The 21,739-nt window shown below is 44.7% G+C and carries 19 protein-coding genes and 1 pseudogene; 6 read left to right on the forward strand and 14 right to left on the reverse strand.

Annotation, left to right across the window (positions count from 1 at the left end; translation table 11 throughout):
• Nucleotides 1–29 precede the first annotated feature (29 nt).
• Nucleotides 30–1,022 (reverse strand): zinc-dependent alcohol dehydrogenase family protein, encoded by a 993-nt coding sequence (locus tag FKN16_RS12195; protein WP_170902797.1) that lies wholly within the window; start codon nt 1,020–1,022, stop codon nt 30–32.
• A gap of 88 nt (nt 1,023–1,110) precedes the next feature.
• Entirely contained in the window at nt 1,111–1,926 is an 816-nt protein-coding gene (locus FKN16_RS12200) for a helix-turn-helix transcriptional regulator (RefSeq protein WP_170902871.1), read from the reverse strand.
• A 111-nt stretch (nt 1,927–2,037) separates the two neighbouring features.
• Here FKN16_RS12200 and FKN16_RS12205 point away from each other — a divergent pair, with 111 nt between their 5' ends.
• Entirely contained in the window at nt 2,038–2,730 is a 693-nt protein-coding gene (locus FKN16_RS12205) for an MOSC domain-containing protein (protein WP_170902798.1), read from the forward strand.
• A 48-nt stretch (nt 2,731–2,778) separates the two neighbouring features.
• On the opposite strand, the gene FKN16_RS12210 is transcribed toward FKN16_RS12205, so the two are convergent.
• The 4 genes from FKN16_RS12210 to FKN16_RS12225 all read right to left on the reverse strand — a co-directional run bounded on the left by FKN16_RS12210 (nt 2,779) and on the right by FKN16_RS12225 (nt 5,099).
• The gene (locus tag FKN16_RS12210) at nt 2,779–3,279 is read right to left on the reverse strand and encodes a cupin domain-containing protein (RefSeq protein WP_167427836.1); all 501 of its coding nucleotides are present in this window, start codon (nt 3,277–3,279) and stop codon (nt 2,779–2,781) included.
• A gap of 43 nt (nt 3,280–3,322) precedes the next feature.
• Nucleotides 3,323–3,988 (reverse strand): carboxymuconolactone decarboxylase family protein, encoded by a 666-nt coding sequence (locus tag FKN16_RS12215; RefSeq protein WP_249370545.1) that lies wholly within the window; start codon nt 3,986–3,988, stop codon nt 3,323–3,325.
• Nucleotides 3,989–4,145: 157 nt separating this feature from the next.
• Entirely contained in the window at nt 4,146–4,496 is a 351-nt protein-coding gene (locus FKN16_RS12220; protein WP_170902800.1) for a cyclophilin-like fold protein, read from the reverse strand.
• A gap of 153 nt (nt 4,497–4,649) precedes the next feature.
• Entirely contained in the window at nt 4,650–5,099 is a 450-nt protein-coding gene (locus FKN16_RS12225; protein ID WP_086015559.1) for a cupin domain-containing protein, read from the reverse strand.
• A 465-nt stretch (nt 5,100–5,564) separates the two neighbouring features.
• Between FKN16_RS12225 and FKN16_RS12230 the strand changes: the two genes are divergently transcribed.
• Nucleotides 5,565–6,488, forward strand: coding sequence for an AraC family transcriptional regulator (locus FKN16_RS12230; protein WP_170902801.1), 924 nt, complete (start codon nt 5,565–5,567; stop codon nt 6,486–6,488).
• A 130-nt stretch (nt 6,489–6,618) separates the two neighbouring features.
• Here FKN16_RS12230 and FKN16_RS12235 read toward each other — a convergent pair whose 3' ends face one another.
• Nucleotides 6,619–7,620 (reverse strand): arginine deiminase-related protein, encoded by a 1,002-nt coding sequence (locus FKN16_RS12235; protein ID WP_170902802.1) that lies wholly within the window; start codon nt 7,618–7,620, stop codon nt 6,619–6,621.
• Between the two features lie 403 nt (nt 7,621–8,023).
• On the opposite strand from FKN16_RS12235, the gene FKN16_RS12240 reads away from it, so the two are divergent.
• Together FKN16_RS12240 and FKN16_RS12245 are read left to right on the forward strand one after the other, a co-directional pair.
• Nucleotides 8,024–9,874: an ABC transporter ATP-binding protein gene (locus tag FKN16_RS12240; protein WP_005392176.1), complete on the forward strand. Its 1,851-nt coding sequence runs from the start codon at nt 8,024–8,026 to the stop codon at nt 9,872–9,874.
• 591 nt (nt 9,875–10,465) lie between these two features.
• Nucleotides 10,466–11,173: a hypothetical protein gene (locus FKN16_RS12245; protein WP_005392172.1), complete on the forward strand. Its 708-nt coding sequence runs from the start codon at nt 10,466–10,468 to the stop codon at nt 11,171–11,173.
• A gap of 124 nt (nt 11,174–11,297) precedes the next feature.
• Here FKN16_RS12245 and FKN16_RS12250 read toward each other — a convergent pair whose 3' ends face one another.
• The gene (locus tag FKN16_RS12250) at nt 11,298–11,774 is read right to left on the reverse strand and encodes an Lrp/AsnC ligand binding domain-containing protein (protein WP_006740877.1); all 477 of its coding nucleotides are present in this window, start codon (nt 11,772–11,774) and stop codon (nt 11,298–11,300) included.
• Between the two features lie 294 nt (nt 11,775–12,068).
• Nucleotides 12,069–12,317 (reverse strand): hypothetical protein, encoded by a 249-nt coding sequence (locus FKN16_RS12255; RefSeq protein WP_012842405.1) that lies wholly within the window; start codon nt 12,315–12,317, stop codon nt 12,069–12,071.
• 384 nt (nt 12,318–12,701) lie between these two features.
• Between FKN16_RS12255 and FKN16_RS12260 the strand changes: the two are divergent.
• Nucleotides 12,702–13,257 (forward strand): annotated as a pseudogene (locus FKN16_RS12260) (GNAT family N-acetyltransferase).
• A 58-nt stretch (nt 13,258–13,315) separates the two neighbouring features.
• Here the strand turns inward: FKN16_RS12260 and FKN16_RS12265 are convergent.
• Nucleotides 13,316–13,555 (reverse strand): RNA-binding protein, encoded by a 240-nt coding sequence (locus FKN16_RS12265; RefSeq protein WP_005392166.1) that lies wholly within the window; start codon nt 13,553–13,555, stop codon nt 13,316–13,318.
• A 182-nt stretch (nt 13,556–13,737) separates the two neighbouring features.
• Here FKN16_RS12265 and FKN16_RS12270 point away from each other — a divergent pair, with 182 nt between their 5' ends.
• Nucleotides 13,738–14,271, forward strand: coding sequence for a GNAT family N-acetyltransferase (locus FKN16_RS12270; protein WP_170902803.1), 534 nt, complete (start codon nt 13,738–13,740; stop codon nt 14,269–14,271).
• A 124-nt stretch (nt 14,272–14,395) separates the two neighbouring features.
• Here the strand turns inward: FKN16_RS12270 and putP are convergent, their stop codons facing one another.
• The 4 genes from putP to FKN16_RS12290 all read right to left on the reverse strand — a co-directional run bounded on the left by putP (nt 14,396) and on the right by FKN16_RS12290 (nt 21,095).
• Entirely contained in the window at nt 14,396–15,889 is a 1,494-nt protein-coding gene (gene putP, locus FKN16_RS12275; protein ID WP_005392162.1) for a sodium/proline symporter PutP, read from the reverse strand.
• Between the two features lie 136 nt (nt 15,890–16,025).
• On the reverse strand, nt 16,026–16,733 hold the full coding sequence (locus FKN16_RS12280) for a 1-pyrroline-5-carboxylate dehydrogenase (protein WP_006740880.1): 708 nt from the start codon (nt 16,731–16,733) through the stop codon (nt 16,026–16,028).
• 11 nt (nt 16,734–16,744) lie between these two features.
• Nucleotides 16,745–19,876: a bifunctional proline dehydrogenase/L-glutamate gamma-semialdehyde dehydrogenase PutA gene (putA, locus tag FKN16_RS12285; protein ID WP_170902804.1), complete on the reverse strand. Its 3,132-nt coding sequence runs from the start codon at nt 19,874–19,876 to the stop codon at nt 16,745–16,747.
• 406 nt (nt 19,877–20,282) lie between these two features.
• Nucleotides 20,283–21,095, reverse strand: coding sequence for an AraC family transcriptional regulator (locus FKN16_RS12290; RefSeq protein ID WP_006740882.1), 813 nt, complete (start codon nt 21,093–21,095; stop codon nt 20,283–20,285).
• Nucleotides 21,096–21,739 lie beyond the last annotated feature (644 nt).

The following is a 21,739-nucleotide window of genomic DNA, read 5'->3' on the forward strand; positions in this document are numbered from 1 at the left end:
CTCCCTTTTCTCAACAGACTCACTGTAATTCATAGCGTCAAAATAATTTTTCCTGACACCACCGATGAGCGTTGCTCAACCATTTCAATCGCAGTTTGAAAATCCTCTAGCGGCAGCTCAGACGCTACACTTAACTTTATATCGTTGGCAATAAAGTGGTCTAACATTTCAGCGAATACCGCCTTTCTCCCGCCTTTACCTACCGATTTTTCCCAATACCGCAAAAAGAAGGTGCTAAAGTCGATGTTGTTGGTCTTCATCAATTTAAAAAACGCAGGCGTATAAGGCGCTAACGACAACGTTCCGTAGTTGATGTATTGACCGTTTTCTTTCAAGGTACGAATGAGATACGTGCCAGCCTCACCGCCTATCGCATCCAAAGCGGCCGTTGGTTGTGGCAGTTTGCACGTTTGCAGTTGCGCATGTAAGTCTTGCTTCGCGTCCAACACTGGAATCGTATCGTACGGATACTCGTCTGGCTTTGAAGTGACAGCAATCAGTGTAAAACCCAGGGAATGGGCGAGCTGGGCAAATATCTTACCGATCGCCGAACCCGCCGCATTGATGATCACCACATCCTCTTTGTTCAACTTAGCCACTTTAATGGTGATCACCCACGCGGTTAACGCGTTGATGTACAACTGGCAGGCATAGCCGTTATCCAAACTCTCAGGTAGCGGAAAAAGATTCTCAGGCGAAGCATCTATGTAGTATTGCCAAGTACCACTCATCGCCACCAACACTTTTTGCCCAACTTGAAGGTCAGTGTGATCGACTGCACTGACTTCCACCACACGCCCAACCGCTTCAAATCCCGGCACGCGAGGTGGTACGTGAACGCGGCGGTATTGCCCAACACCATAAATGGAAAGCAAGTCACTTGGGTTAATGTTTGTAGCTTCGAGCCTCACCCGAATCTTGCCCTGAACAAGCGGTTTGAGGGGCTCTTTTTCCAACGACAGCGACGTTTTGGGCTGACCAAAACAGAATTGATTCACTCGAGTATTTATCGTTGGTGCCATTGTTATTCATACCATGTAATTGAAATTCAAAAAGGAAGTTTCGCGACTTCTACTCAAAAGCATTAAGTGAAGTCGAAGCTCTGTATTTCTACCTGCGCGATGCGCCGTTCACTCTAAACTGTTGTGGCGTCATATCAAAATAGGCTTTAAATGCTTTGATGTAGGATGAGTCGTTTTGATAACCCACTAGGTCTGCAATGGCTTGGATTGGCAACGATTCATCTAACAAAGAAAGCGAGTAAATCAGCCGAATTTGTTTCCGCCAAAGCAGAAATGAAGTGTTGAATTCCTTGGCGAACAACCGTGATAAAGTGCGCTCAGACGCCCCAATTTTCTCCCCCCACTCTTTTAGCGAACAGCTCAACGCGGGCTCGTCAGTCAGTTGCTCGAAAATCAGTTTTAGTCGGCGATCTTGTGGCAGTAATAACTGAAATGTCTGCACGTTGCTTTTCAAAATTTGATCATGCAACACCGCCAGCAAATGCAGCACTTCTTCATGGCTTGTCTCATTTTCACACTGTCTGCGGATCTCTTGTAAAAGCTCATTTAAAAACGGCGTTAGAGCAATGGTTCTCACTTGTGGCTCGTACATTGCGCCAAACGCAGGGTTAAGGTAAATGCCAACAAAGATCGTGTTACTCAGAGCAATCGACTCGTGTTGAACACCCGCAGGAACAAATAACGCAGAAGTGTGCGGAACCAAATGCTGATAATGCTCCGTTTGTGTTTGCAATAACCCTTTGATAGGAAAGATGATTTGATGCCAAGTGTGTTGGTGCAGCGCATCAATGTAACCTTTTGGCATGTCGATGGTTTTCACCAAAACAGGAGAATGGGGATTAGCGACCATCATCTCATTGGAGGTCATGACGCCTGACTTCGAATCAATTTGGCGAGTTAGCATTGTTGATTGTCTTTTCATCCCTATTCCGACACAAGTTCACTAGGCTATCATGCTCCGCATCGCGAATGAAGGTAAACACTTTATCTCTCATTCAAATAATAAGGAGGTTACATGAAGAAAATCGGCGTCGTAAAAGCTGTGCTAGCAGGGAAAACTGTCCCTTATGCTCATGGAGCGCAAAGCGCAATCAACAAACAAGTGTTGCCCGAGCGCCAGCACGCAACAGAGCTTGGTTTTATCAGTGATGAGCAAGGCGATCCACGCTTTCATGGTGGAATTCAAAAAGCGCTTCATATTTACCCAAGCGAGCACTACCCAATCTGGCAACAACAATTAGGCGAAAGAACTATTTTCCAATCCGCTGGCGGCTTTGGCGAAAACATCAGCTCCGAGGGCGTCACCGAATCCACGATTTGCTTGAAAGATAAAATTCGCATCGGCTCAACACTACTGGAAGTATCGCAAGGTCGCATGCCTTGTTGGAAACTTAACGTACGCTTTGACCAACACGACATGGCGAGAAGACTGCAAGATACGCTTCGAACAGGCTGGTATTTCCGAGTGTTGGAGGAAGGCGATATCGGTGCAGGTGACAAGATTATTCTGTGTGAAAGACCTTATCCAGAATGGCCACTGGCTCGCATCATGGGCGCGGTTTTCACTGGCTGTTTAGATAGAGAAGAACTCACTAAGCTGTCTGAACTGCCGTTAGTCGAGTCTTGGGGCAAGTTGGTCGAGCGCCGCCTAGAAACTGGCGAAGTCGAGGATTGGGAAATGCGCTTGGTTGGCCCAACAAGACAATAAAAAACGCAGAGTAAAAGCTCTGCGCTCGCTATAAAAACGTGGCCTTTGTTATTGCTGTCCTGCTGCATACTGACCATCGGTAACTTGCTCTTTCCAGATAACGTTTTCACCGTCTTTTGACGCCGTAACCACTAGGTGAGTCATTGGCGCATTTGGTGTTGCACCGTGCCAATGGTCGATACCAGGCGGACACCAAACACTATCACCAGCAGCAAATCGAATTACATGCCCATCACGCGTTCCTGTAAGTGCGGTACCGGAAGTGACGATCATGTGTTGTCCTGCTGGGTGAGTATGCCAAGCGGTTCGAGCTCCTGCATCAAAAGTGACATAGGCGGCGCTGTAGTTTGCAACTTCGTTTTCAGGAAACAACATCTCGACGTTAACTTTCCCGGTAAATAGGTTTTCAGGTCCTTGAAACGATTTCTGATCAGCAGAGCGATAAACTTGCTGCGAAGATGAGTTACCATCGGCTGCTTGAGCGATTGGAAGCATAAATCCCGTCGACAACAGCACAGACCAAATAAACAATGATGATTTATTTTTCATAAAACGAATTCCTTTCTAATTGATATGATTGGCCAAATAATATTTATTTTTCCAAAACTGTTTTTAGGATCGATTGAGCATTGTTAGACACACTTTCACCACAGCACTCACTTAATACAACAATAAATTCCTCTAACTCTTTAAGAGAAACATTGTTATTCATACTGATATTATAGTGAGCTGCTAATTGGCTATTAACACCGTTCATATTTGCTAATGCTGCAATCGTAGCAATTTCACGCTCTTTCCAAGTGAGCATATCGCGTTCAAAAATATCACCAAACAAATGTGCTTTTAGGTATTCATCAATTTGCGGAGAAAAATCGAATAGCGCGCCTTTTACTTCTGCACCAACAAGTTGTGTTTGGTTTTCAGCGCCAAATTCTAAGCTGGTTTTATCGTTAGGTAACGCGCTTGATTCTCGCCCTAAGGTATCGGTAATACCTTGGCTTTTACGTTCCTCCAACACCGTCATAAATGTTGCTAGTCCATTCAAACTGCGCGGAAATCCAGCATGCGCGTACAACTGAGCCAGCACTTCTTTTATCTCGTTGACCGTTAGGCCTGCGTCTAACCCATCATTAAGGCTTTGTGTTAGTTTTTCTATTTCACCACTCGCAGTAAAAGCAGAAATAGGAATAATAGCTCGCTCTTTGTCACTGAATATTTCTGATGCTGAAGCGATATTCGTTGTGCATAGCGTTGTCATAGTGAGCACCAATATTAATATTGATTTAACAGATTTGTTTAATGCTTTCATATCAAAATTCCATTATGTAACGGTGTTCTAATCCATAGAAGTTCTAGAAATATATTTATTAGCGTTCTGATTTCTACATTAATAATTTACATCGTCAACTGGGTCATTAATTTAATTTTTCGATCGTGACACGGTTTGTTTCTTTCGAAATAAAGCAATGAATCCCATCATCGATTTGACCTAATTTAATTAACCCAGACGCGTAACCAAAGTCTTTATAAAAGATAACTAAATTTCCCCAAGGGGCGTAATAAGAGATGTCACCCGTTTTTGATTGAGTTCCAGAAGGTGCGCCTTCGCGAGTTAACTTATTCGGTAAGTAAGCAATTTTCTCTGTATTTGCGTAGTCTTGTAGATCTAATGTTAGAGGCAATTGACGAACAAAATCGTCTGTACTCGCACTGCTCTTCAATGTGCCTAAAACACTGCAATCATCGAAAATAAAACGAATTTTCACTATATTTTCCTCCAATCCAGCGCTATTAACTTCTGCGTTTACAATGCAGAGGAACATCCAGGCACTACTCACCAAAACGCATCTCACCCACTGATTGAAACGGTACGCTTGTCTCATCGAGATTCCCTTTTCTCACTGAAAACTTAGCTCGGGCTACTTTAGTTGCATGTACTCTTGATCAGAGACTGGTTCGCACCATTCATTACTTGCGCCTTCAGCCGGTATTTCTATTGCTACATGTGAGAACCAACTGTCTTTAGCTGCGCCATGCCAATGCTTAGTACCTGGCGCGATATGCACGACATCGCCAACATTCAACTCTTGTGCTGGTTGGCCAAATTCTTGATACCAACCTCGCCCTCCTGTCGCTAACAGAATCTGCCCACCTTCATGATGAATATGCCAAAAATTGCGACACCCTGGTTCAAACGTTACGTTCGCCACGATAAGACCAGGCTGATTGAGCAACGCCAGATAACTCGTACCAGTAAAGTAATCCGCATACGCTTCATTCTTTTCACCAAACTCGAAAATGCCTCGACCTTGAAATACACCGGCTTGCAGTACGTCAGGGATTTGAGTATTGCTTTTGTTATTCATCATGACTCCAAATAGTGTTCTTGAGTGCTTTCATCACCCTACAAACGTAAGGCATGGTCATTCACTCACCAAACCATAGGTTCACTGTATTGCGCTTTGATAGATGACCGTTAGCCTATTCTTTGCTAATACTTGCCCAATATTCCAAACCAATACAAAAGACAACCATACTTGAGGCCGGTTAGAAAAAACGGAATAAAAACTCAGAAATACATAATGATTTAATTTTTAAAGAATAAACTCATGGAAGACAATTAGCCCGCTCGACAATCAAGCAGAAAGATCAATCTCCGATCGCTTAACCTCGAAATAGACACTTGCCCAATATTCTTTACTTAAAGAAATGAACTGTTATAACTATGCTTAATGAAGTCGCTTAATTGACACCGAAGAGGCGTTAACTACAAAGGCAGAAATCGCATGCCGTTAACCCCGAACCTGAGGCCAACCAGAGGAGAGCACTGACTTATGCAAGAGGTACCGTCAAACACTTCGTCAACCCTGGCCGGTGCAATAGAAAAGCTTGCCAAGCACATTGAGAAATGGGCAAATGGCGCGAACCAATATGACACAGAAATTCCAGGATTAAGGTTCAGTCGCTGGGCAACCCCAACACCACCGACAAGCTACACCCACAACCCAAGTATTTGCTTAATTGCTCAAGGGAGAAAGCGCGTGTTGTTGGGTGAAGATAGCTTTGTTTACGATGCGAACCACTTTTTGATCTCCTCTGTCGACTTGCCGATTATCGCCAATATCATTGAAGCCAGTGAAGATAAACCTTATTTAGGGGTGATTATGGAGCTGGATCTGACTGAAATATCTCAACTTATTGTCGATAGTGAACTGACGTTTAATCAAAGCAAAGAAGCGCAAAAAGGCATAGCGGTTGGAGAATTGTCGGAGCCATTACTTGACGCCTTTCTGCGTTTAATAGAGCTGCTGGATGAAGGACAAAGCATCAAAATTTTAGCGCCGATCATTAAACGAGAGATTTTTTATCGACTGTTAATCACCGAACAGGGCGCTCGTCTTAATCAAATCGTGACTGCAGGAAGTCACAGCCATCAAATCGCGAAGGCCATTGATTGGTTGAAGAATAATTTCGTAAAGCCGTTAAGTGTCAGTGAGTTAGCCGCCTACAGTGGCATGAGTAAATCGGCGTTTTATACTCACTTTCGTTCTATGACATCCATGACTCCACTGCAATTTCAAAAGAAATTAAGACTCAGCGAAGCTCGGCGTTTAATGCTTACAGAAAACCTCGATGCCATGGCGACTACGTTTAAAGTGGGTTACGAAAGCCCTTCTCAATTTAGCCGTGAATACAGCCGTTTATTTGGTGCGCCACCATCCAAAGACATCAAGTCTTTGCGCGAGAGTATGGGTTAAGCTCGGAATATCCTAGGAAGAAGCTAGAAAGTGAAACCGTCAGCCTCGTACTGCCTCGAGGCTAACGGTTTTATTATTTGGGATAGAATGAACGTCACCTGCATTTGCAAGCAAAACTGCGCAATATTGTTTATAACACCGCTTGTCGACTAGGCAAAAATACCTCACCCAACATACAGCGAACCGAGCCACCACCAATAGATTCTATGGTAGAAACATCGAATGGCAGCAATTTACCGTGCGTCGCAAGTTGATTTCTTTGTGCAGGAGAGAAAGCATCGTATGCCGATTGCGACATCGCAATGACTTTGTCTCCATTGATGGTTTCCAACTGAAGAATGTTGCCGCAGAACTGGTTCATTTGCTCAATCGAAATAGAGATCACTTGCTTATCTTTGGCGAGTGATTTCAGAACAAAACGACGCTCAAATTCTGGGATCACTTCGTCACAAATCACGCAGAACTGCTCACCCACAGCCATCATCACGTTGGTATGGTAAATAGGCGCACCAGACGGCAAACGGGTTTGGAAAGAGATCACTCGTTCATAGCCAATGCGATCGGTGTAATCTTCTAAAACCAGACGATCACAACGTTGTGAAAGTGCGGCGTAGACCGTTTTATTTAAGTGGTCAAAGACCATCACACCCGTGCTTTCTAAATACGCTTGCTCATCAAGATATTCAGTTAGGCTGCTACGTCGATGAACTTCTCGCCCAGCTTGCGCTAGTGCCGCCACAAGCGCATCAGGACGCACTTCTTTTTGACGGTTTTCACAGGCCATTGGAAAGGTGTACAACGTGCCATCTGGCGTAGTGCTAAACCAGTTGTTTGGAAATACCGCGTCTGGCGTCGAAACATCTGAAGCTGGATAATCAAACTCAACAACTTGAACGCCCTCTTGACGCAGCGTTGCTACCATACTCGCGAACTCGGCCATCACTCTACGCGAGACTTCTTCTTGGCTGAGTGACACTTTATGTTGGAACTCATTATCTTGTGCGGTTTCTTCATTAAAACGAAACTCTTTCGGTGGCACCATCACTACGCAGTTTGCGGTTTGGCGCTGAGCACTTTGCGTGCTTTCTTCTTTCCCATTAGCAAATTGGGTCACTGATTCGTGTAATAGCATCCAATACATTCCTTATCACTAGAATGAGGAGATTGTAAATTTATTGTTAACTTCAGTTTTGCTGTTTTCACAATTAATTTAATTACCTAGAAGTAATTTTCACTGCACTTAGCTTATTTCTCCCGAAATTTTATTGTCACTATGCAGATTTAAGGTTTTATGGCATCGCGATGAACATGCGAAGAATTCATCATAAGAATCAGAACCATAGACAACCACACCCATAACCAACTAGTTACATTTAAAACACAATCGGTTAGACTATTTTTTCGCCCCTCTCGTCAATCCGTCTGCTTTCTCGAGGAGCAGCCAAAAACCCTTATACACGCGACTTCGTCCAAAGCTGCGTGAATCGATGGATTTAGCCACCCCAAATGGCACTGTTTTAACTTTAGGATGAGTTATGTTTAAACGATTTGAAGGCTTTACAGAGCCGTTCCCCAAATCCACACCGGATCAGCCTCCTTCAGGGATGCTCGCTTTTTTACGTTATTACACCCGCGGCTACGAAAAGCCTTTGATCATCATGTCTTTGATGGCCACGATTGTTGCTGTCGTTGAAGTTATGTTGTTTGGCGCGATGGGACAATTGGTTGATTGGTTGTCTACCAGCAATCCAGAAACGTTCTTGCAAGACAATAAAGCAGATTTAATTTTCTACGGAACCTTATTGTTGGTTGTCATGCCCATTTTGGTAATCGTGTATTCGTTGCTCGTTCACCAAACATTATTGGGCAACTATCCAATGTCTATCCGCTGGCTTGCACACCGGTATTTGCTCAATCAAAGCTTAAACTTCTATCAAGATGATTTTGCAGGCCGAGTTGCAACTAAAGTCATGCAAACCTCATTAGCTGTGCGCGAAACCGTCATGAAAGCTATGGATGTATTTGTTTATGTTACGGTTTACTTCACCAGCATGATCATTATGTTAGCGACGGCAGACTGGCGTTTGATGATCCCAATGATCGTCTGGCTGCTCGCTTACATCGCTATCCAAATCTATTTCGTTCCTAAGCTCAAAGACGTCGCTTCAGCGCAGGCCGATGCACGTTCGACAATGACAGGACGCATCGTCGACAGCTATACCAATATTCAAACCGTCAAACTGTTTTCTCATAGCCAGCGCGAAACCCAATATGCCGAGCAAGGGATGAAGGGATTTTTGAATACGGTCTATCGTCAAATGCGCCTAGTGACCGGCTTCGACGTTGCTGTAGAGATCTCAAACTATATTTTGGTGTTTTCCGTTGCTGCTTTATCGATTTACCTGTGGTTGGATAGTGCCATCAGCGTTGGCGCGATTGCGATTGCTGTTAGCCTTGCATTACGCGTAAATGGTATGTCGATGTGGATCATGTGGGAAGTTGGCGCCCTCTTTGAAAATATGGGAACCGTAGTCGATGGAATGAAAACGCTCTCTAAGCCTATTGATATTAAAGATAAACCAGGCGCAAAAGACTTAGTAGTCACTGAAGGTGGCATTCACTTTGATAACGTCAGCTTCCATTACGGTGAGAACAAAGGCGTGATTAGCCACCTCGATCTCAACATCAAACCAGGAGAGAAAGTCGGCTTGGTTGGGCGCTCCGGCGCCGGAAAATCAACTCTGGTGAACTTGTTACTTCGTTTCCACGATGTCGAAGACGGCAGCATTAAGATCGATGGACAGAACATCTCAGAAGTCACACAAGACTCTCTGCGTTCAAAGATCGGTATGGTGACCCAAGATACTTCTCTGCTGCACCGCTCGATTCGCGACAATATTTTGTATGGCAACCCAGATGCGACAGAAGAAGATTTGTTGAAAGCCACTAAGCAAGCGCATGCCCATGAGTTTATTGAAACTCTGACCGACCCATTTGGCAACGTCGGATACGATGCGCAAGTTGGTGAACGTGGTGTGAAACTGTCTGGCGGCCAACGTCAGCGTATCGCAATATCTCGTGTGCTACTAAAAGATGCACCATTGCTGGTACTGGATGAAGCTACATCGGCTCTGGATTCAGAAGTCGAAGCAGCGATTCAGGAAAGCTTGAATGAATTAATGCAAGGAAAAACCGTTATTGCGATTGCGCACCGATTGTCGACCATCGCACAAATGGATCGCCTCATCGTGCTAGATAAAGGCAGTATTGTTGAACAAGGTTCTCACCAAGAGCTCATCGCGAACAACGGTATTTATGCCCAGCTTTGGGCCCATCAAACTGGCGGATTTATCGCTGAAGAGTTAGAAAATCAACACGTTTCTTAATTAGCGAGAAACCCAATAAAAACGGCGCATGAAGCGCCGTTTTTCATTTTTATTGATAACCCTATACTCATATAGCCATTATAGTTTCTCATATATGAAACATCCTCCATGATAAAGCTCACATTTTTTCTGCTAATATACCGCCTCGTTGCGTATCCATTGCAATGAACACAATACAGAGTTTTGAGCCGTCTTCATTTGTCATTTCACTTTTTGAGAAACAGCTATACTCAATAGATGGCTTAGTTATTAGATTAACAATAAGGTAATTAGCTTATGTGTAAATGTGGTTCAATGCAGATCGTACAACTCAAACCAAGTTGGGCTGACAAGCTATTCGGCTACTCAGAAAGATGGAAATGCCAACTTTGTTGTAAGATCTACCGCATCTAAAATTAAAAATAGAATCTTAGTTTTTCTAAGAAAAAGCAGTGGCCCGACAGTAACTGTCGGGTTTTGTTTTTCTGCACATCCATTTTTATCCCTTCGCAACACGGTCACTCATCACGGCAAAACCTAGCATCTCAATGTGACTTAGGTATAGAATCAGGCCCACTTATTTATTCCGATATTCACATATAACTGGTCACTATGAACAAAAGTTTGCTAACGAATGTCCTCGCTATCGCTTTGATGGCTGGAGGTCATCAATTACAAAACGACTACCTTTGGTATGCGGGGCTGTTTGCGTTCTCAGGCGCCATCACTAACTGGCTTGCCATCCACATGCTGTTTGAAAAAGTGCCTGGATTATACGGTTCTGGCGTGATCCCCGCGCGATTTGAAGAGTTTAAACTGGCTATCAAAAACTTGATGATGGAGCAGTTCTTTACCGAAGCGAACATCGATCGATTCTTGAACAAAGAAATGGCGGGCGGTGTAAACATCGATCTTCAACCTGTGATTGAGAAAGTGGATTTAAACCCAGCCTTTGACTCTTTGGTAGAAGTGATCGAAGGCTCTCAATTTGGCGGCATGCTAGCGATGTTTGGCGGCGCGGAGGCATTACAACCTATGCGGCAGCCTTTCGTCGAAAAGATGCAAGAATCCATTATTGAGTTGAGCAAGAGCGATAACATCAAAGAAGCACTGAAAGAGCAGTTCGAATCTCCTGCTATGATGGATGAGATAAAGCAAAACATTGAAGGCATCATTGATCAGCGCTTGAGCGAGTTAACACCCGCACTGGTCAAAGAAATGGTGCAAAAAATGATTAAAGAACACCTTGGCTGGCTAGTCGTTTGGGGTGGCGTATTTGGTGGTTTGATTGGTGTTATCAGCACCTTTATCGGCGCATAGTCGCTCACCGATTTATCAAAAAGGAGCTTCGGCTCCTTTTTTGATCTTGAAAAAGTAATACGCCAAGTCACGCTAAATAATATGCTCAACGCATAAGCGCTGCAGTCATAGACATCAGCCTCGCCTAACCAAGGAGCTCCGGGTTCACGCCAAATCCTGTTTTATGTTCTTCAATTACCACTTCACTACGAGTCTGGATCACCCCCGGAAGCGTGCCTAACTTACTCGACATAAACTCCTGATACGCTTTCATACTCTTAACACGAACCTTTATCATGGTATCGAAGTCCCCAGAGAGCGAATAACACTCTTCAATTTCCGGCATCAATTCGACGGCTTTCGCAAACTTTTCAAAAATGGAAAAACTGGTTTGGTCTAAGCGAATATGGATGAATACTTGCACATCCAACCCTAATTTTTCCGCATTCAGCTCAGCATGGTAGCCATTGATATACCCCTCTTTTTCTAGCCGCTTCACTCGGTCAGAACACGGCGAGGTCGTTAAGTTGATCTGCTTTGCGAGTTCAACAACTGGAATTCTGCCTCTTGAATGAAGCACTCTCAAAATGTGTAAATCAATCCGGTCCAATTGGTAACTCATTAACCACATCCTTGTAACCACTCAGGAAGCATCACATTAATCGTTGCTTAAACAATTGCAAACCATCAAATGCACAGCATGTGAAATTCAGCAGAGAATAATTCGAAAATAACTAAGGAAGGAAAGGGCTGCGATTACTGCCGCTCTCTCCATAACCGAGTATGAAGAACAAAAGTAATCTAGCGGCTCCCGTAGAGTCGCAAATTTGAAAGCGTGTGATACGCCTTTATAGATCTGGCGTGCGGGGCAAGCAAGCCGCCCTGTTTAGCTATTAATCATAGCTATCGCTCTGAATTAGAGAGCTGCCGACGTATGCCTGGTAGGATGAGGAATCACTTCTCCAATTGCACGATGATTACAGCATCGGCAGTAGTATTGTGGTTCCATCTCGTAGTAGTGTTCACCTGATACAAATTTCGCCATCAGCTGTGTAAAACTCACCACTTTACCTGTCAACGAATCAACGGGCTGTGGCTCGCAACGCTTCATGATCACTTTATGTTGCGTTGATTTTCTACAAGCTGCGCAATATATATCCGGCATTTCTCTTCTCCCTGTTTTTCAGTACTACTGACAATTGACATATTTTGTTCAAAATAATTCCACAATAAAAAAGCCCCTTTAATTTTTTGTGTCCTATCTTCAAAAAATTGGACGAAAGTATCAAAAAATTGAGACATTGGTCAGACCTCAACTTTTGTACCATTATTATGAACGAACGCGCTTATGTGTGTAATAATACGACACATCACACATAAGCAATTGTTGCTACTCGCTATTTCAATCTGCAATGATCAATTTTATGGCGTTTTAAATATGGCTTTCACTCACATTTTCGATTCAGGCATTACTTGGTTGTTTAAACATGCCTGATTTACAGTGTGAATCTGCAATTTCCACGATACTGACTCATCTCAAGGACGCACGATGACGCTTCAACCAACGCTCACGACACAAAGGCTTATTCTTCGCCCATTTCATCCGACAGACAGCGCAACAGTCGCACGACTCGCAGGAGACAAGAGCATTGCAGATATGACGGCAAATATTCCTCATCCCTATGAAGAGCCGATGGCACAAAGTTTGGATTAAGAGCCATGTTGGCGTATATCAAAAGCGTAGCGGGGTCATATATGCTATTACCCTGCGTCAAGACGAAGTGTTAATTGGTGCTGTTAGTCTGCTAAACATCTCGGAGGGAGTCGGCACATTAGGGTATTGGCTTGGCATCGATTATTGGGGTAATGGGTTTGCTCAAGAAGCGTCAATGGCTTTAATTCAATTTGCCAGAACACATTTTGAGTTATCGGGCCTAAAAGCGATGCACTTGGTCGAAAACAGACAATCCCAATCAGTCATTCAAAAGTTGGGCATGACGTATATCGACAATCACATCATCAAAATGCAGGGAAAAGAACGAGAAGTCTGCGTATACCAGCAAATATTTTCGCCTCAAGTAACCGTAGCAACCTCTCAAAATTAAGGCACTAAAAAACCAGCCTCTCAGCTGGTTTTATCTTTCACCTTGAAAGGCAAAAATACTAGTCTTGTGCGACTTTCACACGAATCTTGCTCTTATGTACTGAAGACAGGTTTAGTGCCTCCAACGCCGCAACGGCTTCGGCTTCATCCGGCATGATCACAAAACCAAACCCTTTTGATAAACCCGTCTCTTGATCAAGCACGACGGTGCAAAGCTCAACTTTGCCGTAGTTTGAGAACAGAGTACGGATGTCTTGCTCTGTCGTCTCACGAGCTAAGTTTCTTACTAGAAGTTTCATATTAAACCATTTTATGTTTATAACGCCTCAATTCTCTCAGCTTCTCCCTTACAAACCAAGTGAATAATGTTCTTGCGAAGGCTAGATGTCTCTAAGTGTTTCTGTTTAAATGATTTTTAGTGATAACGCTCTGAATCCTGCATTACGAGACGATTGGAGTATAAAAGCCTAGGAGATTCGACATGGAAACCAAACGTTTAAAGCTCATCCCAGCTTGCTTGGAACGTGCAGAAGAAGCACATCAGGCCGTTGTTCGTAGCCAAAAAACGCTTGAAGTTTACCTGCCATGGGTACCTCACGTGCTCACTTTAGAAGCGATGATTGCAGGGACAGAGAAAGCCATCGCAAACTTTGAAAACTTCGAAGAAGAGTTGCGCTACTACCTAATCGACAAGAAAAGCGATCGTTTACTCGGCGCCATTGGGTTAATGATCCATGATCAAGAGATACCGGCATTTGAGATTGGCTATTGGCTTGATGATCGCGCGGTAGGCTACGGTTATATCTCTGAGGCGGTAGCGGCGATTGAAAACTATGCATTCGAAGCGTTGGACGCGAAAAGAATCACGATTTTAGCCGATGCGAACAACCGCAAAAGTCGTGCGGTTGCTGAGCGCTGTGGGTATGAGTTTGAAGGTGAGCTACGCAATGTTCGGCGTGCGCCTTCTGGCGAGCTGAGTAACACCGTTATTTACGCCAAAGTTCGTCGTGACTAACACTCTCACAAAAAATAAAGCGACGTGAAAATCTGGCCTCAAGCAATCACCATTAACGTTTATTAAGTTCAGATAAAACAAAGCCCGCTGTATAAGCGGGCTTTGTGTTCGTAAAAGGAAGTAATTAGTCTAGTTCAACTAGTTTCTTCTCGTACGATTGATGTTGGTCTAATACGTCTTGCGCTGCACCGCCTGTCGCTTTGCTGATAACAACGATAGCAAGCGTAGAGAAGATGATGCCCGGTACGATTTCGTAGACATCAAACCAACCGCCAGTTAGCTGCTTCCAAACTACGATAGTGATACCACCAACAAGGATACCTGCTAGTGCGCCGTTACGGTTCATACCGCTCCAGTAAAGGCTAAGTACAACCGCAGGACCAAATGCAGCACCGAAGCCAGCCCAAGCGTAAGAAACAAGACCAAGTACTGAACTATCTGGTGTCATTGCTAGGAATAGCGCAACAAGCGAAATCACGATAACGCCGATACGGCCAATCATTACGATTTCTTCAGAAGACGCTTCTGGCTTGAATACTTGCTTGTAGAAATCTTCTGCAAGCGCTGAAGATGAAACAAGAAGCTGTGAGTCTGCTGTACTCATTACCGCCGCTAGGATTGCTGCTAACAACATACCAGCAACGACAGGGTGGAATACTGCGTTAACCAATAACATGAAGATCTTCTCGCCATCTTCTAGTTGAGTGCCCGGATGACCCGTAACCCAAACCAGACCGACAAGACCAACAAGCATTGCACCAACCATAGATAGTGCAGTCCAAATCACAGCGATACGACGTGCAGTCGTTAGATCTTTGTTTGAACGAGACGCTTTAAAACGCGCTAGGATGTGTGGCTGACCAAAGTAACCAAGACCCCATGCCGCTAAAGAGATGATAGCAATCGCAGACAGTGGTTCGCCTTTGGCGTCATTCCATAGCGTTGCAAGTTCTGGGTTGATGTCATGCAGATCAGAAGTTAGCTGACCTAGACCACCGTCCATAACAGCAACAGGAACAATCATTAGCGCAGCGGCCATTAGCAGACCTTGCACTAAGTCAGTCCAAGATACCGCAAGGAAACCACCGAATAGTGTGTAAGAAACCACACACACCGTACCGATGATAACAGCGTAAGTGTAATCTAGACCGAATACCGTCTCAAACAGTTTGCCCCCTGCGACCAAACCTGAGCTGGTGTAGAAAAGGAAAAATAGAAGAATGAAAAACGCAGAGATTGTCTGGATCAGTTTCGACTTATCGTTGAAGCGACGTGACAGGAACTCTGGCAACGTTAACGCGTCAGTTTGGATACTGTAGGTACGTAGGCGTTTTGCACTGATGAGCCAGTTTGCCCATGTACCAAGAAGTAGACCGCCGGCTAACCAGAAGGCCTCGATACCCGCAGCGTACGCATAGCCAGGCAAGCCTAGCAGCAACCAGCCACTCATATCTGAAGCACCTGCAGATAATGCAGCAGGCCACGGACCTAGGCTACGGCCACCTAGGAAGTAATCAGATGAATTGGAAGTCCTCTTATACGCGTAAACGCCAATAGCAACCATAATCAGTAAATACGCCACAAAAGTGGACGTGATAGCAAAGCTATTTTCTATCATTAGATAGTCCTCGTTATAATTATTTCCTTCCTTGCCTGCCCTGATATTTTACCGTCTCAGCAATACATCAGAGTATAAGAAACCAATCTGGACCGGCTCTCAGTCCAGTTACTCCAGATTGGTATCACAAGTCAGGTTAGTGAGTTTCGTTCCCCAACTCGAGTAGAGTCGCGTTACCACCCACCGCGGTAATATTTATCGTTCGAGTGCGCTCGGTAATGAAGCGCAACGAGAGATGAGGATCATGAGCCAATTTCGGTGACTCTAAATCCGTTTCAGAAACTAAGCCGACGATTGCACCGTCACGCTTAGCTAGTTGAAGATTGAGCGCATGCTCAACCTGTGAACGCCCAACATAACCCACACTACGTACATCGCTCTCAAGCAACGGGGCAGACGCATCGTACGCAACAACCTGGACTAAGTTAGATGGGAAGTTTGCCAACGCTACAGCTTGCTTAACCAGTTGGTTTAGCTCTGCATTGTCACTGCAAACGACCACACTGTTGCCTGCAATTAAGGCACAGGTGATCATCGCAAAAGCACTGTATAACGCATTATCAGCAGGCTCGATGTTGTTTTCACAAATCACCAAAGCCACACCGCGTCCTGCGGCATACAGTTCGTTAGTTTCCCCTGTAGGGCCAACTAACTGGTGAGTTTCTGCAAGAAGAGTTGATGCTTGTTGCAAGTGGTAAGAAACCACTTTGGCAACGGTAGACTGCTGCCCTTCTAATGCAGATTTAAATGCCAGAACATGCTCGCATTTGTAATCAAAATCAGTCAGATTCCACTGCTCCCACGCAGAGAATGCATCTTTAAAATAGGTGATCTGATGAACCATAATGCGACTCCTTATGCGTTTTCTGCTTGAGCAAGAAGATGTTGAGTAAAGCGGAATAGGTAGTGTGGACCACCAGCTTTCGGGCCAGTACCCGACAAGCCTTGACCACCAAACGGCTGTACGCCAACCACAGCACCAACTTGGTCTCGGTTGATGTAGCAGTTACCCACTCGAGCGTGTTTCTCAATCCAACGGTACGTGGTTTCGTTACGGCTATGGATACCCATCGTCAAGCCAAAACCCGTCTTGTTGATCTGCGCAACCACGTTCGGTAATTCAGAGGCTTTAAAGCGAACAATGTGCAAGATTGGACCAAATTGTTCTTCTTTCAGCACATCGATGCCCGAGATTTCAAACGCACTTGGTGAGACAAAGTCACCATGCTGGCACGATTCATCCAGCTGTAGCTGAGCGACTTTAGTCTGTGTTTTGCTCATTTGCTCAAGGTGAGCAAGGAGTTTTTGTTTTGCATTGCTGTCGATAACCGGACCAACATCCGTTTTGTGTTGGTAAGGTAAACCAACATGCAGCTCATTCATCGCACCTTGAATCAGGTTGATCATACGGTCTGCTACATCTTCTTGTACAAATAGAACACGAAGGGCAGAACAACGCTGACCGGCAGATGCAAACGCTGAACGAATCACATCACGCACCACCTGCTCTGGCAATGCAGTACTGTCCACGATCATTGCGTTTTGACCACCTGTTTCCGCAATAAACGGAACCGGTTTCGCGCTGCGCTCCGCAAGCGTGACGTTAATGCGTTGCGCAGTTGCCGTTGAACCAGTGAATGCCACACCAGCAATGGCATCATGAGAAGTCAATGCATGGCCGATCTCAGCGCCGCGACCAGTAAGTAACTGAATCACACCAGCAGGGAAACCCGCATCAAGCATTAGTTCAATAGCGCGAGCGGCGATTAAGCTTGTTTGCTCAGCAGGTTTTGCAACCACAGTGTTACCTGCAATCAGTGCTGCCGTTACCTGACCAAGGAAGATAGCCAGCGGGAAGTTCCAAGGGCTGATACACACAAACACACCAAGACCTTCACGGCTAGAAATGCGTTTCACACCATCGAAACCCTCTAGCTCAAATGGCTGTAGGTTTTGCGCTTGTTTCGCGTAATAACGACAGAAATCCACTGCTTCACGAACTTCATCAATACTATCGTGAATCGTCTTGCCCGCTTCTTTGTGACAAATCGCTACCAGCTCAGCCAGATTTTCTTCCATTAAGTCAGCAAGCTTTTCTAAACAAGCCGCTTTTTGCTCAACAGGAACACCTTTCCAATCAGAGAAAGCAGTTTGCGCCGCATCAATTGCAGCGGAAACATGATCAAGAGTTGCAAATGCCACCTTGCCGACTTCAATTCGGCGATCGTACGGTGCGGTGATGATCTCAGCCGCATTTTCCTTGATCATGCTTTCGGCAAAACGCTCACCATTGATCATCGGGCCTGCAACCCACTGATTGTCCATGAAGCTTTCTACTTGCGCTTCAAATGGCTTCGCCTCACTGTCGATATCAATGTTGACGCCGTATGAGTTCTTACGCTCAGGGAAGATGTCGGCAGGTAATGGGATCTTGTCGTTGTGTAGCGTGTCAAAACCCGTCAACACATCAACAGGGTGATGAGTCAACTCGTAAATCGGACAACGCGCATCAACCAATCGATGTACAAAAGAGCTGTTCGCGCCATTTTCAAGCAGACGACGAACCAAGTACGGAAGAAGATCAGCATGGCTACCGACAGGAGCGTAAATACGTACTGGCTGACCATACATTTCCATAACATGGTTATACAGTGAATCACCCATACCATGTAGACGCTGGAACTCGTACTCTTTGTGCTCAGCCATAACGGCGATTGCCGTCACCGTGTGAGCATTGTGGCTTGCAAATTGCGGATAGATATTACCGCGAACACCTTCGCTAAGTAGGAAACGAGCACAAGCTAGGTACGCAACGTCCGTCGCTTCTTTGCGAGTGTATACCGGGTAATTAGCGTAACCCGCTTGTTGAGACCACTTGATTTCGCTGTCCCAGTACGCGCCTTTAACCAAACGCAGCGGAATAAGGTCACCCTGCTCTTTTGCGAGTGCGTTTAGCCACACCAAGACTGGTAGAGCACGTTTTGAGTAGGCTTGAATAACCAAACCAAACTTGCCCCAACCTTTCACAAGATAGCTACGGTACACTTTCTCAAATAGCTTCAGAGAAAGCTCAAGACGATCCGCTTCTTCTGCATCGATTGTGATTGCAACGTCGACTTCAATTGCACGTTTCAATAGCTGCATTAGTGAGTCATACAACTCTGTCATTACACGTTCTTCATTTGCGACTTCGTAGCGCGGGTGTAATGCAGAAAGCTTGATGGAAATCGAAGGCGCAGGACTGGTGTCATTGCCGTAAGTCTCTCGACCTACCGCTTCGATCGCCATTAGGTAATCTTTGAAGTACTTGTTCGCGTCCGCTGTAGTTAACGCCGCCTCACCTAACATATCAAATGAGTAGGTGAAACCTTTGTCGCGCATTGGGCGACCGTTCTTTTGCGCTTCTTCGATCGTACGACCACGAACAAACTGGTGACCCATGATCTTCATTGCCTGATACATGGCTTTACGAATCACAGGCTCAGAGAATTTATTTACCAGACGGTTTACAGCCTGACCTGGGCTCTGGGTGCCTTGCTCACCAAGACCAACCACTTTACCTGTTAGCATGAGGCCCCATGTTGATGCGTTAACAAACACAGAGTCAGAGTTTTTCAGGTGAGATTTCCAGTCTGCGACGCTCAACTTATCTTTAATCAAAGAATCTGCTGTCGCGGCATCTGGGATGCGCATTAATGCTTCTGCAAGACACATCAGCAAGATACCTTCTTGAGTATCTAAGCTGTATTCCAACAATAGAGCATCAATCATCTGGATTGACTTCTTATCGGCACGAATGGCTTCGATAAGTTGGGTCGTTTGGGTAGTGATCGCCGATTTTTCATCCTCTGTCGGCGTCGCTAGTGGCAATAGTTGCTCTAGCCATTGAGACTCGTCCACCATATACAATGGCGAGATCAGTGACCACAACTTATCAAGCGGCTGCCCGATAAATTCCGGTGTCAACACGTTCGTAGCTGTAAACATGTGTGTTCCTCAATCTCACTCCTCGAAAACCGCTTCGAGGATTATCAATGGCTGGCAGTGTATTTTGAGGCCGATAAGAATACTTGTCAAAAACTACGACATTTTTGCCAAAAACTCGCTTTTATAACAAAACATCCACATAGTCACATTCAAATAGGTAATATTTTGTGTTGTAAATTTTAATTTTTTCATTGCATTCACAACAAAATGTCAGGAATATCAATAAGATTTTTGTTAAGCGCTCGTTCTAAGAGAAAATGTAGGATCAAGTGGCATATCAGTCACACCAAAGGACAGAGAATTTAACAAAACGAGAGATAGGTCACGTGAATAAAACACAAAAAAACCATGCATATTGCATGGTTTTGTTCTGATTGCTGCTAATTTGACCTAAAAATACGCGTTGTTATCCAACTTGTTTTTTATAGCGGGATGGCGATATTCCCTGTAAGCGAGTAAAAGTATGAGTAAACGTACTCTGGCTTGAGAAACCAGTGAATTCGGCAATTTGCCCTAAAGAAAGGTGGCCTTGCTCGATTAATTCACGAGCCATGTCGATACGCTTTCCGAGAACATATTGATGAGGTGTAATCCCCATCTGCTCCTTAAACAAGCAATGGAACTGACTTTCCCCAAGAAACACTCGTCCCGCTAACTGAGCCACACTGATCTTATGGCTAAGGTGCTGCTCGATGTAGCGATCAATCGCCTCCAAATCAAAGCGTGACTCTTTTCGGCTAGTCTCAAATGCCGAGATATGGCGCTGCATCAGTGCAATCACAGTGTCGTTGCACGCACGACTTAACAGCAGATCATCCGGATGGTTTCGCATTTCCTGAACCAACATCTGTATCAGCTTCTGAATTTGACCGTCTAACTGAAAGTAGACATGGTCTCTTTCTAGATTATTGATTTTCTGCAGCATTTCAGGATCATCATTTGTCGGTTTTGGCATATTCAGCACCAAAATATCCGATTGATTAATGACGCCACCGAAAGCATGATCAGAGCATGCGGTTACCACACAACCTTGGCCAGGACCGACAAGATTACCTCGTCCACGCACTTCAAATTCGGCTTGTCCTTTTAAACCAATCACGATCTGTGTGTAAGAATGATCATGGCAGTCCATATAAGACGGAAGTGTGATCAGTTCTGCTGGCTTAGGCAGCATAATCTCTTGATATGGCGGGGCTTTGGGGTTATCTGAATCACTCATTTTAAACAGTCGTCTTTACACGGTCAGCTTACGTCTTGGCATCATATACCTTCCTTGTTGGGTTGCAACTTTTCCCCAACTCAATCGCACAAGATCAAAACAGCATGATCAAGTTCGTTTACATGATCATAGTTCCGGAACGATGATCATGCGAGGTTAACTTACGGTCAATGAGCAACCAATTTTATTAACAAAAACGGATAGATAGAAGCACCTTACGTATACATAACCAATAGATATAAAGATCCTTGTTACCGAACAATCCGTTATTTGGTAGAACACTGCGGTTCAAAATAGATAAATCGCCTCATAAACAGATCAAAGCCACCTCTTGAAATCAACATAGAGGGATTTCCCCCCTTACTAATATGCTTCTGATTCAATACATTAGTCCTCGAGCTTTAAGATGCATACGATCTAAAGCTCTCGGTATCTCATTGATACCTCTAACTTACTTAGCAGACCCTCGCTAGGTAATTTAGAACCTCTTCTACACGTCGACAAGATTATATCTTGTGTTGCCAGCCCGTCTTCAGGCTGGCTTTTTTTTCGCTTCTTAACAATGAAAACAATGGCATAAGCTGATATTATAGCTTTCGTCTCACTGTCCCTCTCATATGACTTAGGCACCGTTCTCCCTCTCG

This window comes from Vibrio sp. 11-4(1), from assembly GCF_013048625.1.
GTDB lineage: Bacteria > Pseudomonadota > Gammaproteobacteria > Enterobacterales > Vibrionaceae > Vibrio > Vibrio diabolicus.